The organism is Pseudomonas sp. NFPP07, from assembly GCF_900115645.1.
GTDB classification, from domain to species: Bacteria; Pseudomonadota; Gammaproteobacteria; order Pseudomonadales; family Pseudomonadaceae; genus Aquipseudomonas; species Aquipseudomonas chlororaphis.
Window position 1 is genome coordinate 1 of record NZ_FOXG01000009.1, and the last position, 12,595, is coordinate 12,595.

22 protein-coding genes, 3 tRNA genes and 1 rRNA gene are annotated in these 12,595 nt (G+C 54.4%); all 26 read left to right on the forward strand.

What is annotated here, in order from left to right; genetic code table 11:
- Nucleotides 1–181: 181 nt before the first annotated feature.
- The 26 genes from rrf to rplR all read left to right on the forward strand — a co-directional run bounded on the left by rrf (nucleotide 182) and on the right by rplR (nucleotide 12,594).
- Nucleotides 182–297: ribosomal RNA gene (gene rrf, locus BM019_RS22585) — 5S ribosomal RNA — on the forward strand.
- A gap of 198 nt (nucleotides 298–495) precedes the next feature.
- Entirely contained in the window at nucleotides 496–1,455 is a 960-nt protein-coding gene (gene birA / locus BM019_RS22590; protein WP_009045856.1) for a bifunctional biotin--[acetyl-CoA-carboxylase] ligase/biotin operon repressor BirA, read from the forward strand.
- A complete protein-coding gene (locus BM019_RS22595; RefSeq protein ID WP_037005026.1) occupies nucleotides 1,445–2,194 on the forward strand; it encodes a pantothenate kinase in 750 nt (249 codons plus the stop codon). The genes birA and BM019_RS22595 overlap by 11 nt, the downstream gene beginning before the upstream one ends.
- 7 nt (nucleotides 2,195–2,201) lie before the next feature.
- The gene (locus BM019_RS22600; RefSeq protein ID WP_092420479.1) at nucleotides 2,202–2,642 is read left to right on the forward strand and encodes a hypothetical protein; all 441 of its coding nucleotides are present in this window, start codon (nucleotides 2,202–2,204) and stop codon (nucleotides 2,640–2,642) included.
- 142 nt (nucleotides 2,643–2,784) lie between these two features.
- Nucleotides 2,785–2,869, forward strand: a tRNA-Tyr gene (locus BM019_RS22605).
- A 24-nt stretch (nucleotides 2,870–2,893) separates the two neighbouring features.
- Nucleotides 2,894–2,967, forward strand: a tRNA-Gly gene (locus BM019_RS22610).
- Nucleotides 2,968–2,993: 26 nt separating this feature from the next.
- Nucleotides 2,994–3,069 (forward strand) — tRNA-Thr (locus BM019_RS22615).
- Nucleotides 3,070–3,153: 84 nt separating this feature from the next.
- Entirely contained in the window at nucleotides 3,154–4,347 is a 1,194-nt protein-coding gene (tuf, locus tag BM019_RS22620; RefSeq protein WP_007924207.1) for an elongation factor Tu, read from the forward strand.
- A gap of 140 nt (nucleotides 4,348–4,487) precedes the next feature.
- The gene (gene rpsJ, locus BM019_RS22625; RefSeq protein ID WP_003186070.1) at nucleotides 4,488–4,799 is read left to right on the forward strand and encodes a 30S ribosomal protein S10; all 312 of its coding nucleotides are present in this window, start codon (nucleotides 4,488–4,490) and stop codon (nucleotides 4,797–4,799) included.
- A gap of 80 nt (nucleotides 4,800–4,879) precedes the next feature.
- Entirely contained in the window at nucleotides 4,880–5,515 is a 636-nt protein-coding gene (gene rplC, locus BM019_RS22630) for a 50S ribosomal protein L3 (RefSeq protein ID WP_092420482.1), read from the forward strand.
- A 12-nt stretch (nucleotides 5,516–5,527) separates the two neighbouring features.
- Complete coding sequence (gene rplD, locus BM019_RS22635) at nucleotides 5,528–6,130, forward strand: 50S ribosomal protein L4 (RefSeq protein WP_007924200.1); 603 nt, start codon at nucleotides 5,528–5,530, stop codon at nucleotides 6,128–6,130.
- Nucleotides 6,127–6,426 (forward strand): 50S ribosomal protein L23, encoded by a 300-nt coding sequence (gene rplW / locus BM019_RS22640; RefSeq protein WP_002555488.1) that lies wholly within the window; start codon nucleotides 6,127–6,129, stop codon nucleotides 6,424–6,426. Before rplD ends, rplW begins: the two co-directional genes overlap by 4 nt.
- Before the next feature lie 14 nt (nucleotides 6,427–6,440).
- Nucleotides 6,441–7,265 (forward strand): 50S ribosomal protein L2, encoded by an 825-nt coding sequence (gene rplB / locus BM019_RS22645; RefSeq protein ID WP_007924198.1) that lies wholly within the window; start codon nucleotides 6,441–6,443, stop codon nucleotides 7,263–7,265.
- A gap of 16 nt (nucleotides 7,266–7,281) precedes the next feature.
- Nucleotides 7,282–7,557, forward strand: coding sequence for a 30S ribosomal protein S19 (gene rpsS, locus BM019_RS22650; protein WP_002555486.1), 276 nt, complete (start codon nucleotides 7,282–7,284; stop codon nucleotides 7,555–7,557).
- 13 nt (nucleotides 7,558–7,570) lie between these two features.
- Nucleotides 7,571–7,903 (forward strand): 50S ribosomal protein L22, encoded by a 333-nt coding sequence (rplV, locus tag BM019_RS22655; protein WP_003103908.1) that lies wholly within the window; start codon nucleotides 7,571–7,573, stop codon nucleotides 7,901–7,903.
- Between the two features lie 13 nt (nucleotides 7,904–7,916).
- Nucleotides 7,917–8,603, forward strand: a complete 687-nt coding sequence (gene rpsC, locus BM019_RS22660) for a 30S ribosomal protein S3 (protein ID WP_007924192.1) — start codon at nucleotides 7,917–7,919, stop codon at nucleotides 8,601–8,603.
- Between the two features lie 12 nt (nucleotides 8,604–8,615).
- Complete coding sequence (gene rplP / locus BM019_RS22665; RefSeq protein ID WP_003228729.1) at nucleotides 8,616–9,029, forward strand: 50S ribosomal protein L16; 414 nt, start codon at nucleotides 8,616–8,618, stop codon at nucleotides 9,027–9,029.
- Nucleotides 9,029–9,220, forward strand: a complete 192-nt coding sequence (gene rpmC, locus BM019_RS22670; RefSeq protein ID WP_002555481.1) for a 50S ribosomal protein L29 — start codon at nucleotides 9,029–9,031, stop codon at nucleotides 9,218–9,220. The genes rplP and rpmC overlap by 1 nt, the downstream gene beginning before the upstream one ends.
- Before the next feature lie 2 nt (nucleotides 9,221–9,222).
- On the forward strand, nucleotides 9,223–9,489 hold the full coding sequence (gene rpsQ / locus BM019_RS22675; RefSeq protein WP_003194644.1) for a 30S ribosomal protein S17: 267 nt from the start codon (nucleotides 9,223–9,225) through the stop codon (nucleotides 9,487–9,489).
- Nucleotides 9,490–9,512: 23 nt separating this feature from the next.
- Nucleotides 9,513–9,881 (forward strand): 50S ribosomal protein L14, encoded by a 369-nt coding sequence (rplN, locus tag BM019_RS22680; protein WP_002555479.1) that lies wholly within the window; start codon nucleotides 9,513–9,515, stop codon nucleotides 9,879–9,881.
- A gap of 11 nt (nucleotides 9,882–9,892) precedes the next feature.
- Nucleotides 9,893–10,207, forward strand: a complete 315-nt coding sequence (rplX, locus tag BM019_RS22685) for a 50S ribosomal protein L24 (protein ID WP_003186046.1) — start codon at nucleotides 9,893–9,895, stop codon at nucleotides 10,205–10,207.
- A gap of 20 nt (nucleotides 10,208–10,227) precedes the next feature.
- The gene (gene rplE, locus BM019_RS22690; RefSeq protein ID WP_007924186.1) at nucleotides 10,228–10,767 is read left to right on the forward strand and encodes a 50S ribosomal protein L5; all 540 of its coding nucleotides are present in this window, start codon (nucleotides 10,228–10,230) and stop codon (nucleotides 10,765–10,767) included.
- Between the two features lie 13 nt (nucleotides 10,768–10,780).
- Nucleotides 10,781–11,086 carry a 30S ribosomal protein S14 gene (rpsN, locus tag BM019_RS22695; protein WP_003228726.1) on the forward strand — a complete coding sequence of 102 codons (306 nt, stop codon included), beginning with the start codon at nucleotides 10,781–10,783 and terminating at the stop codon, nucleotides 11,084–11,086.
- Between the two features lie 208 nt (nucleotides 11,087–11,294).
- On the forward strand, nucleotides 11,295–11,687 hold the full coding sequence (rpsH, locus tag BM019_RS22700; protein WP_003228724.1) for a 30S ribosomal protein S8: 393 nt from the start codon (nucleotides 11,295–11,297) through the stop codon (nucleotides 11,685–11,687).
- Nucleotides 11,688–11,699: 12 nt separating this feature from the next.
- Nucleotides 11,700–12,233 (forward strand): 50S ribosomal protein L6, encoded by a 534-nt coding sequence (rplF, locus tag BM019_RS22705; protein WP_007924185.1) that lies wholly within the window; start codon nucleotides 11,700–11,702, stop codon nucleotides 12,231–12,233.
- Nucleotides 12,234–12,243: 10 nt separating this feature from the next.
- A complete protein-coding gene (rplR, locus tag BM019_RS22710; RefSeq protein WP_003186037.1) occupies nucleotides 12,244–12,594 on the forward strand; it encodes a 50S ribosomal protein L18 in 351 nt (116 codons plus the stop codon).
- Nucleotide 12,595: the final 1 nt, after the last annotated feature.

Consider the following 12,595-nt stretch of genomic DNA (forward strand, 5'->3'; position numbering starts at 1 on the left):
CGTTGAGCTAACCAATACTAATTGCCCGTGAGGCTTGACCATATAACACCCAAGCAATTTGCGCGTAACAGCCAGATTGCGGTGTGTGAAGACGAAACGAACCGAAAGTTCGAGAAAACACACAAACTATCGCATACCCAATTTGCTGAAACGTCGAAAGACGGCTCGGCACACCGAATTTCTTGACGACCATAGAGCATTGGAACCACCTGATCCCATCCCGAACTCAGAAGTGAAACGATGCATCGCCGATGGTAGTGTGGGGTTTCCCCATGTGAGAGTAGGTCATCGTCAAGATTAAATTCCGAAACCCCAATTGCGAAAGCAGTTGGGGTTTTGTTTTTGCGCGCGGAAAAACCTTTCCAGTCAACGGAGAGCAGCGCCCTTCGACTTCAAATTGCAGCTGCTAGCTGCTTGATTGTGCCTGGTCACGCTTTCTATGCAACAGCCTTAGGCATGGCTATCATGCCTGCCTCATTGTGAGGCGAGATCTGCATGCTGACATTGTTGGAGCTTCTGAAGGATGGGCGGTTTCACTCGGGCCAGGCCCTTGGTGCCGCCTTGGGTGTTAGTCGCAGTGCCGTGTGGAAGCAGTTGCAGCAGTTGGAGGCTGAGTTGGGGCTCTCTATCCATAAAGTTCGCGGCCGCGGTTATCAGTTGGCGGCTCCGCTGACGCTTCTGGATCCGGCTGATATTTACGAGCAATCAAAGGATTGCCCTTGGGCTGTGCTGGTTTTCGATTCTATCGACTCTACAAATGCCGAAGCACTGAGGGCTGTCGAGCGTGGTGTGCCTACGCCGTTCCTGGTGCTCGCTGAACGTCAGACGGCGGGGCGTGGTCGGAGAGGGCGAAAATGGGCTAGCCCTTTTGCAGAAAATGTTTATTACAGCCTCGTACTGCGTATCGATGGTGGAATGCGTCAGCTTGAAGGGCTCAGCTTGGTAGTCGGGCTGGCGGTCATGCAAACCTTGCGCGAGTTTGGAATTGCTGGTGCGGGCCTGAAGTGGCCAAACGATGTTTTAGTTGGACGCAAAAAAATCGCCGGAATCCTGTTGGAGTTGGTTGGGGATCCTGCTGATGTCTGTCATGTAGTTCTGGGTGTAGGTATCAACGTCAGCATGCAGAAAACCGACGAGATTGATCAGCAGTGGACGTCTGTACGGCTTGAGTCCGGCAAGCAGGTTGATCGCAACCAGTTGGTTGCTCGGCTGAACATGATGCTGAAGGCTTACCTGGAGCGCCACCAAACCCAGGGCTTTTCCTCTATTCAAGAGGAATGGGAGCAGAATCACTTGTGGCAAGGTAGTGCGGTGTCTCTGATTGCTGGGGTCAATAAAATAGACGGTGTTGTTATGGGCATCGATCAGCAGGGCGCATTGCGATTGAGGGTGGATGGGGTTGAGAAGGTCTACAGCGGTGGTGAGCTCAGCTTGAGGTTACGTGATGATTCTTGAGCTTGATTGCGGAAACAGCTTCATTAAATGGCGCGTTCTGGATAATGCTGCGCTTGGGGTATTTGCTGAGGGTGTGGTTGATTCCGATGATGCTTTGGTCGGGCATCTGCGTACGCTAAACGGCTTGGTTTTGACCCGCTGCCGTTTGGTCAGCGTGCGCACGGCTGAGGAGACGAGCAAGCTTGCTTCCATGTTGGTACAGGCTTTTGGCGTGGCGGTGGTCTGTGCTGTGCCTGCGAAAGAAATGGCCGGCGTACGAAATGGTTATGAGGAGTTTGAGCGACTTGGCCTGGATCGCTGGCTTGCCATGCTGGGAGGCTTTCGCCTTGCAGCTGGTGCCTGTCTGGTACTCGATTTCGGGACGGCGGTTACTGCGGATTTCATTGCTGCGGATGGCGAGCACCTGGGGGGGTTTATCTGCCCAGGGATGCCATTGATGCGTAATCAGCTGAGAACTCACACTCGTCGAATTCGGTACGATGATTTGTCTGCCGAACGCGCGCTGGTGAGCCTGTTGCCGGGTCGTACGACGGTTGAGGCGGTAGAGCGCGGCTGCTCATTGATGTTGAGGGGGTTCGTTCTGACTCAGTTGGAGTTGGCGCGTGGTTACTGGGGAGATGATTTCGTAGTATTTCTCACCGGTGGTGATGCTGATCTGGTTTCTGGGGTTGTGCCGCAAGGGCGAGTGGTTCCGGATCTGGTTTTTGTCGGCTTGGCTATGGCGTGCCCATTGTCCTGAGGTTTCTATGCGCTGGTTGTTCCTGCTGCTCCTGGTTCTCAATGTGTTCTATTACGTCTGGCATCAGCAGGAAGCGCCTTTACGTGCCAAGGAGGTAACACCTCTGACGCTTTATAAAGGGGCCCAGCAGGATATCCGCTTGTTGAGTGAGTCGTCTGGCGCGCTCTCTAGGCGTGACAACGGGGGGAGTGCTCAAGCCGATTGCCTCTATATAGGTGGTTTTGCTCGTCGTGATCAGGCTCAAATGCTCGAGCAGCGTTTGTCGGCATTGGGGGCGGAGGTCCGATTGAAGTCCTTGGGGTTGCCTGATGCTTCTGGTTACTGGTTGCGGGTGGCTCCTGAAAGCAAGCATTTGCTGGATGATTCGCTGCTGCAGAATCTTGCTAAAGAATTCAATGAGTTAAAACATAAAATAATGTCATGCGAAGGCATTGCAACTGCCGAATAGTTTGCATAGAATGGCGCCCGCTCCGCAGTGAAGACCTCTAGAGGTAGACGCAGCGAAGCAAGGTCAACGCAGCTAACCTCAGGTTTTTAATGAGAAAATGCTTGACAGAAGGGTGGCATGATGTAGAATGCTGCCTCGCTTAGGAGGGGTTCCCGAGCGGCCAAAGGGATCAGACTGTAAATCTGACGTCTACGACTTCGAAGGTTCGAATCCTTCCCCCTCCACCAGATTTAGCGTGAGCTGCAGGCTCCGCGGGTATAGTTTAGTGGTAGAACCTCAGCCTTCCAAGCTGATGATGCGGGTTCGATTCCCGCTACCCGCTCCAAGTTTGCAGGTTGTGCAAAGTGTTTCGCTCTTGTAGCTCAGTTGGTAGAGCACACCCTTGGTAAGGGTGAGGTCAGCGGTTCAAATCCGCTCAAGAGCTCCATATAACAAGGCAGATATGAAAATATCTGCCTTTGTTTTAATGGCTTGTGTGACTTGCTCAATTCTTCTCCTAGGGGTGATTTCGATGGCTAAGGAAAAGTTCGAACGTAATAAGCCGCACGTCAACGTTGGTACCATTGGTCATGTTGACCATGGTAAAACCACTCTGACTGCTGCACTGACTCGCGTCTGCTCCGAGGTTTTCGGTTCGGCTCGTGTTGACTTCGACAAGATCGACAGCGCCCCGGAAGAAAAAGCTCGTGGTATCACCATCAACACTGCGCACGTAGAGTACGACTCGAACATTCGTCACTACGCGCACGTTGACTGCCCAGGTCACGCCGACTACGTCAAAAACATGATCACTGGTGCTGCCCAGATGGACGGCGCGATCCTGGTTTGCTCGGCTGCCGATGGTCCGATGCCGCAAACTCGCGAGCACATCCTGCTGTCCCGTCAGGTAGGCGTTCCGTACATCGTTGTCTTCCTGAACAAGGCTGACATGGTAGACGACGCTGAGCTGCTGGAACTGGTTGAGATGGAAGTGCGCGACCTGCTGAGCACTTACGACTTCCCGGGTGATGACACTCCAATCATCATCGGTTCGGCTCTGATGGCTCTGAACGGCCAAGACGACAACGAAATGGGCACTACCGCTGTTAAGAAGCTGGTAGAAACTCTGGATACCTACATCCCAGAGCCAGAGCGTGCTATCGACAAGCCGTTCCTGATGCCGATCGAAGACGTATTCTCGATCTCCGGCCGCGGTACCGTGGTAACTGGTCGTGTTGAGCGTGGTATCGTTCGCATCCAGGAAGAAGTTGAGATCGTTGGTCTGCGCGACACTCAGAAAACCACCTGCACCGGTGTTGAGATGTTCCGCAAGCTGCTGGACGAAGGTCGTGCTGGTGAGAACTGCGGCGTTCTGCTGCGTGGCACCAAGCGTGACGACGTTGAGCGTGGCCAGGTTCTGGTTAAGCCAGGTACCGTTAAGCCGCACACCAAGTTCACTGCTGAAGTGTACGTTCTGAGCAAGGAAGAAGGCGGCCGTCATACTCCGTTCTTCAAAGGCTACCGTCCACAGTTCTACTTCCGTACTACTGACGTGACTGGTAACTGCGAGCTGCCAGAAGGCGTTGAAATGGTAATGCCAGGTGACAACATCCAGATGACTGTCACTCTGATCAAAACCATCGCGATGGAAGATGGTCTGCGTTTCGCTATCCGTGAAGGCGGTCGTACCGTCGGCGCTGGCGTCGTAGCCAAAGTCATCGAGTAATCGACGACTCATGAAAAAGCCCCCGCTTGCGGGGGCTTTTTTATTGGGTTGACACTCTGTGGGGCCGTCTATAGAATTGCGCCTCCTTTTAACGGGCGTATTGCGCCCGGTGGGAATAGCAGCCTGGAGTCTGAAATCCAATGCAAAATCAGCAAATCCGTATCAGGTTGAAGGCTTTCGACCATCGCCTGATCGACCAATCCACCCAGGAAATCGTGGAAACCGCGAAACGTACTGGTGCTCAAGTGCGTGGTCCTATTCCACTGCCTACCCGTAAAGAGCGGTTCACCGTTCTGGTCTCCCCGCACGTCAACAAAGACGCGCGTGACCAGTACGAGATCCGTACTCATAAGCGCGTACTGGACATCGTCCAGCCAACGGATAAAACCGTTGATGCTCTTATGAAGCTTGATCTTGCGGCAGGTGTGGAAGTGCAGATCAGCCTCGGCTAAGACTCGGTCTTAGTCGTGTAACGCTCTGAAATGGGCGGCCATAGCGGGTGAAAGCCCCGTACACTCATGAGGTTTACAACATGACTATTGGTGTAGTCGGTCGTAAATGCGGTATGATCCGTATTTTCACCGAAGAAGGTGTCTCCATTCCGGTCACGGTCATTGAGATCGAGCCGAATCGCGTCACCCAGTTCAAAACTGAAGAAACCGATGGCTATCGTGCAGTGCAAGTCACTGTAGGTGAGCGTCGTGCTTCGCGCGTGACTGCTGCTCAAGCAGGTCACTTCGCTAAAGCGAACGTTGCTGCCGGTCGTGGCGTTTGGGAGTTCCGCCTTGAAGAAGGCGAGTACCAAGCTGGCGATCTGATCAATGCAGAAATCTTCGCAGCTGGCCAACTGGTAGATGTTACCGGTCAGTCGAAAGGTAAAGGCTTCGCCGGTACCATCAAGCGTTGGAATTTCCGCGGTCAAGATAACACCCACGGTAACTCCGTTTCCCACCGCGTCCCGGGCTCTATTGGCCAGTGCCAGACTCCTGGTCGTGTATTCAAGGGCAAAAAAATGTCCGGTCATATGGGCGCTGAGCGCGTGACCGTGCAGTCCCTGGAAGTAGTGCGCGTCGACGCTGAACGCAATCTGTTGTTGGTCAAGGGTGCTGTTCCTGGCGCTACTGGCGGCAACCTGGTTGTACGTCCGGCGGCCAAGGCTCGCGGTTAAGGGGAAGCTGACATGCAATTAAATGTAAATGACGCTCAAGCGATCGAAGTTTCCGAACTGACATTTGGCGGCGAATTCAACGAGACGCTGGTTCACCAAGCAGTCGTGGCCTACATGGCCGGCGGCCGTCAAGGTAGCAAGCAGCAAAAGACCCGTTCCGACGTTTCCGGTGGCGGCAAGCGCCCATGGCGTCAGAAAGGTACTGGCCGTGCTCGTGCCGGTACTATCCGTAGCCCAATCTGGCGTGGCGGCGGTACCACTTTCGCAGCTCGTCCACAGGATCACTCCCAGAAGCTGAACAAGAAGATGTATCGCGCAGCAATGCGTTCCATCCTTGCTGAGCTGGTGCGTACTGATCGTCTGGTCGTGGTTCAGGATTTCGCTGTTGAAACTCCGAAAACCAAAGATCTGCTGGGCAAGCTGAACAACATGAGTCTGACCGACGTTCTGATCGTGTCTGACGCTGTTGATCAGAACCTGTACCTGGCTGCTCGTAACCTGCCACACGTTGATGTACGTGACGTGCAAGGTTCCGATCCAGTTAGTCTGATCGCATACGACAAAGTGTTGATCACTGTGTCGGCCGTGAAGAAATTCGAGGAGCTGCTGGGATGAACCAGGAACGCGTATTTAAAGTTCTGCTTGGCCCGCACGTTTCCGAGAAGGCTACGGTTCTGGCAGACAAGAAAGGCCAGTTCGTTTTCAAGGTTGCTACTGATGCAACCAAGCTGGAAATCAAGAAGGCCGTCGAAAGCCTGTTCAGCGTGAAAGTGGAGCGCGTTACTACCCTGAACGTTCTGGGTAAGAGCAAGCGTACCGCTCGCGGTCTGGGCAAGCGTAATGACTGGAAGAAGGCAGTTATCTCCCTTCAGCCAGGCCAAGATCTCGATTTCAGCAGCAGTGCTGAGTAAGGAAGGGGTGCATCATGGCAATCGTTAAATGCAAACCGACTTCCCCTGGCCGCCGTTTTGTGGTCAAGGTGGTCAACCAGGAGCTGCATAAAGGCGCTCCTCACGCACCGCTGCTCGAGAAGAAATCGAAGTCTGGTGGTCGTAACAACAATGGCCGTATTACCACTCGTCACGTTGGTGGTGGTCATAAGCAGCACTACCGTCTGGTCGACTTCCGTCGCAACGACAAAGATGGCATCGCTGCCACTGTCGAGCGTATCGAATACGATCCAAACCGTACTGCTCACATCGCTTTGCTGCTGTACGCAGACGGCGAGCGTCGCTACATCATCGCCCCTAAAGGCGTGAGTGCTGGCGACCAGCTGATCGCAGGTGCTCTGGCACCGATCAAGCCGGGCAACGCTCTGCAACTGCGTAACATTCCAGTTGGTAGCACCGTACACGGCATCGAACTGAAGCCAGGTAAAGGCGCGCAAATCGCTCGTTCCGCTGGTGCTTCGGCTCAGCTGATCGCTCGTGAAGGTGTCTACGTGACCCTGCGTCTGCGTTCTGGTGAGATGCGTAAAGTCCTGGCTGAATGCCGTGCGACCCTGGGCGAAGTCTCGAACTCCGAGCACAGCCTGCGTTCGCTGGGTAAAGCTGGTGCCAAACGCTGGCGTGGCGTTCGCCCAACCGTTCGTGGTGTTGCCATGAACCCGGTTGACCACCCACATGGTGGTGGTGAAGGTCGTACCTCTGGTGGTCGTCATCCGGTATCGCCATGGGGCTTCCCGACTAAGGGCGCGAAGACTCGTGGTAATAAGCGTACCGACAAAATGATCGTCCGTCGTCGCAAGTAAATAGAGGGATACGACAGTGCCACGTTCTCTGAAAAAAGGTCCTTTTATTGATCTTCACCTACTGAAGAAGATCGAAGTGGCGGCGGAAAAGAACGATCGCAAACCAGTTAAGACCTGGTCGCGCCGTTCCATGATCCTGCCACAAATGGTCGGTCTGACCATTGCTGTGCATAACGGTCGTCAACATGTTCCAGTTCTCGTGAACGAAGACATGGTCGGCCACAAACTGGGCGAGTTCGCCGGTACCCGTACATATCGCGGGCACGTGGCTGACAAGAAAGCCAAGCGTTAAGGGGTAAGGAACGATGGAAGTAGCCGCTAAGTTGTCGGGCGCTCGAATCTCCGCCCAGAAAGCCCGCTTGGTCGCCGACCAGATCCGCGGGAAGAAGGTGGGCGAAGCGCTCAACCTGTTGGCTTTCAGCAGTAAGAAAGCCGCCGAGATCATGAAGAAAGTGCTGGAGTCGGCCGTAGCCAACGCCGAGCATAACGAAGGCGCAGACGTTGATGACCTGAAGGTCTCCACCGTTTTCGTCAACGAAGGGCGTTCGCTGAAGCGCATCATGCCACGTGCCAAAGGCCGTGCTGATCGCATCGTCAAGCGGTCTTGCCATATCACTGTCAAGGTTGCTGACAAGTAACGGAGTCGAAGAGATGGGTCAGAAAGTACATCCCATTGGCATTCGCCTGGGAATCGTCAAGGAGCACACCTCCGTCTGGTACGCAGACGGTCGGACTTATGCGGACTATTTGCTCGCAGATCTGAATGTGCGTGAGTACCTCCAAGACAAACTAAAAAGCGCGTCCGTAAGCCGTATCGATATCCATCGTCCGGCTCAAACTGCACGCATCACCATCCACACCGCTCGTCCCGGCATCGTGATCGGCAAGAAAGGTGAAGATGTTGAGAAACTGCGTCAGGACCTGACCAAGCAAATGGGTGTGCCTGTGCACATCAATATCGAAGAGATCCGCAAGCCGGAGCTCGACGGTATGCTGGTTGCCCAGAGCGTAGCTCAGCAGCTGGAGCGTCGCGTAATGTTCCGTCGCGCTATGAAGCGCGCAGTACAGAACGCCATGCGCATTGGTGCCAAAGGCATCAAAATCCAAGTGAGCGGTCGTCTCGGCGGTGCTGAAATCGCACGTACTGAATGGTATCGCGAAGGTCGTGTGCCACTGCACACCCTGCGTGCCGATATCGACTATGCCACCTACGAAGCTCACACCACTTACGGTGTGATCGGTGTGAAGGTTTGGATCTTCAAAGGCGAAGTAATTGGTGGTCGCCAAGAAGAGCTGAAGCCACAAGCACCTGCGCCTCGTAAAAAAGCTGCTAAGTAAGGGGTACGCCAAATGTTGCAACCAAAGCGTACGAAGTTCCGCAAGCAAATGACCGGCCACAACCGTGGTCTGGCATTGCGCGGTAGCAAAGTCAGCTTCGGCGAGTTCGCGCTGAAGTCTGTTGCTCGTGGTCGTCTCACCGCTCGTCAGATCGAGTCAGCGCGTCGTGCTCTGACCCGTCACGTAAAACGTGGCGGCAAGATCTGGATCCGTGTATTCCCGGACAAGCCTATTTCCAAGAAGCCACTCGAAGTTCGGATGGGTAAAGGTAAGGGTAACGTCGAATACTGGGTTGCCCAGATTCAGCCAGGCAAAGTCCTGTATGAAATCGAGGGTGTTTCTGAAGAGCTGGCGCGTGAGGCTTTCGCCCTGGCTGCTGCAAAGCTGCCGCTCGCCACCTCCTTTGTTAAACGGACGGTGATGTGATGAAAGCGAATGAACTTCGTGAAAAATCCGCACAGCAGCTGAACGAGCAACTGCTCGGCCTGCTGCGCGACCAGTTCAATCTGCGTATGCAGAAGGCAACTGGCCAGTTGGGGCAGTCTCATCTGCTCTCGCAAGTTAAGCGTGACATCGCTCGCGTGAAGACTGTGCTCAACCAGCAGGCAGGTAAGTAATCATGGCTGAAGCCGAAAAAACTGTCCGTACGCTGACTGGCCGTGTTGTCAGCGACAAGATGGACAAGACCATCACCGTTCTGATCGAGCGTCGCGTTAAGCACCCTATCTACGGTAAATACGTTAAGCGTTCGACTAAGCTGCACGCGCACGACGAAACCAACCAGTGCCACATCGGCGACAAAGTCACTATTCGTGAAACTCGTCCGATGGCCAAGACCAAGTCTTGGGCTCTGGTTGATGTTCTCGAACGCGCTGTGGAAGTCTAAGGGCTAAGGGTCGGAGAAATTATATGATTCAGACTCAATCCATGCTCGATGTGGCCGATAACAGCGGCGCTCGCCGTGTTATGTGCATCAAGGTGCTGGGTGGCTCCCATCGTCGTTACGCTGGTATCGGTGACATCATCAAGGTTACCGTCAAGGAAGCAATTCCTCGCGGTAAGGTGAAGAAAGGTCAAGTGATGACTGCTGTTGTAGTCCGCACTCGCCATGGCGTCCGTCGTGCTGACGGCTCCATCATCCGCTTTGATGGCAACGCTGCTGTTCTGTTGAACAACAAGCAAGAGCCGATCGGCACCCGTATCTTTGGGCCAGTGACCCGTGAACTTCGTACTGAGAAGTTCATGAAGATCGTCTCGCTCGCCCCAGAAGTGCTGTAAGGAGATCCGACATGCAAAAGATTCGTCGTGACGACGAGATCATCGTGATCGCCGGCAAAGACAAGGGTAAGCGCGGTAAGGTGCTTAAGGTTCTCGCTGACAACCGTCTGGTTGTTGGTGGTCTGAACCTGGTTAAGCGTCATACCAAGCCTAACCCGATGTCGGGCGTACAGGGCGGTATCGTCGAGAAAGAAGCGCCACTGCACGCTTCCAACGTCGCCATTTTCAACGGCGAAACCAACAAGGCTGACCGCGTTGGTTTCAAAGTAGAAGACGGCAAAAAAATTCGTGTCTTCAAGTCGACCCAAAAAGCGGTTGATGCTTGAACACTGCTAGGTAGAAGACCATGGCACGACTACAAGAGATTTACCGGAAGGAAATCGCTCCGAAACTTAAGGATGAACTTAAGCTTTCGAACGTGATGGAAGTTCCGCGCGTTACCAAAATCACCCTGAACATGGGTCTGGGCGAAGCGATCGGCGACAAAAAAGTCATCGAGCACGCTGTTGCTGACCTGGAAAAGATCACCGGCCAGAAAGTCGTTGTGACCTACGCTCGGAAATCCATCGCTGGCTTTAAAGTCCGTGAAGGTTGGCCGATCGGCGTCAAAGTGACCCTGCGTCGTGAGCGTATGTACGAGTTCCTGGATCGTCTGCTGTCGATCTCCCTGCCTCGGGTTCGCGACTTCCGCGGCCTGAATGCCAAGTCCTTCGACGGTCGTGGCAACTACAGCATGGGCGTGAAAGAGCAGATCATCTTCCCGGAAATCGACTACGACAAGATCGATGCTCTCCGCGGTCTGGACATTACCCTGACCACCACTGCCAAGAACGATGATGAAGGCCGCGCTCTGCTGCGTGCTTTCAAATTCCCGTTCCGCAACTGATTGGAGTAGGAAAATGGCCAAGAAGAGCATGAAAAACCGTGAGCTGAAGCGTCAGCTCACCGTTGCCAAGTACGCCACCAAGCGTGCAGCGCTGAAAGCTATCATCGTCGATCTGAACGCAAGTCCAGAAGCGCGTTGGGAAGCTACCGTAGCTCTGCAGAAGCAGCCACGTGACGCAAGCGCTTCGCGCATGCGTAACCGCTGCCGCCTGACTGGTCGTCCGCACGGCGTTTACCGCAAGTTCGGCCTCGGCCGTAACAAGCTGCGTGAAGCTGCAATGCGTGGTGACGTACCAGGTCTGGTTAAAGCCAGCTGGTAATAGCTATCAAAGTCTCGGTGTTCGGGGTCGCAAGATCCTGACCGCCGGTGGCCTTGAACATGAATCAAGCCCCTTTTGGGGCTTGATTCATTTCTGGGGTGTGTCTAGAATGACCGGCTCGCCTGAGCCCGTGTTTTTTGCCCGGAATTTCTCGGCGACAAGCTGTAGCCGCAAGGCTCATTTTTTTTGTATCAGGAGCGTCTAGCCCATGAGTATGCAGGACCCGTTAGCGGACATGCTAACTCGAATCCGTAATGCCCAGATGGCTGAAAAGTCCGTCGTAAGCATGCCGTCTTCCACGCTGAAGGTGGCTGTAGCAAAAGTCCTGAAGGACGAAGGTTACATCGCGGGTTATCAGATCAGCAGCGAAACCAAGCCACTGCTGTCCATCGAGCTGAAATACTTCGAAGGCCGTCCGGTCATCGAGGAAGTGAAGCGCGTTAGCCGTCCAGGCCTGCGTCAGTACAAGTCCGTTGAAGATCTGCCGAAAGTTCGTGGCGGTCTCGGCGTGTCTATCGTCTCCACCAACAAAGGTGTGATGACTGATCGTGCTGCGCGCGCTGCCGGTGTCGGCGGCGAAGTTCTTTGCACTGTGTTCTAAGGGGGGATAAGCATGTCTCGCGTCGCTAAGAACCCCGTTAAGCTGCCAGCTGGTGTTGAAGTTAAATTCGCCGGCCAACAGCTTTCGGTGAAGGGTGCCAAGGGCACTCTCGAACTGAACGTACACTCGTCCGTTGAAATTGTTCAGGAAGCTGGTGAGCTGCGTTTCGCTGCTCGCAATGGCGACCAACAAACTCGCGCAATGGCCGGTACCACTCGTGCGTTGGTAAACAACATGGTCCAAGGCGTAAGCCAAGGCTTCGAGCGCAAGCTCCAGCTGGTCGGTGTTGGTTACAAGGCGCAAGCAAAAGGCACAGTGCTGAACTTGGCCCTTGGCTTCTCGCATCCAGTGGACTACGAGCTGCCGGAAGGCATCACCGCTGAGACTCCTAGCCAGACCGATATCCTGATCAAGGGCATCGACAAGCAGCTGGTAGGTCAAGTGGCCGCTGAGATCCGCGACTTCCGTCCGCCAGAGCCTTACAAAGGTAAAGGTGTGCGCTACGCGGACGAAGTCGTCCGTCGTAAAGAAGCCAAGAAGAAGTAGGGCATAGCAAATGACCGACAAAAAAGTTACTCGACTGCGTCGCGCTCGCAAAGCACGCCTGAAAATGCACGAACTCGAAGTCGTGCGTCTCTGCGTGTTCCGCTCTTCGCAGCACATCTACGCCCAGGTCATTTCGGCCGACGGCAACAAGGTCCTGGCAAGTGCCTCGACTTTGGATAAAGAACTGCGTGATGGCGCCACTGGCAACATCGACGCGGCCACTAAGGTTGGCCAGCTGGTCGCTACGCGTGCAAAAGCCGCTGGCGTCTCGCAGGTGGCTTTCGACCGCTCTGGCTTCAAGTACCACGGCCGCGTCAAGGCGCTGGCTGATGCTGCTCGTGAAGCTGGGCTGGAGTTCTAAG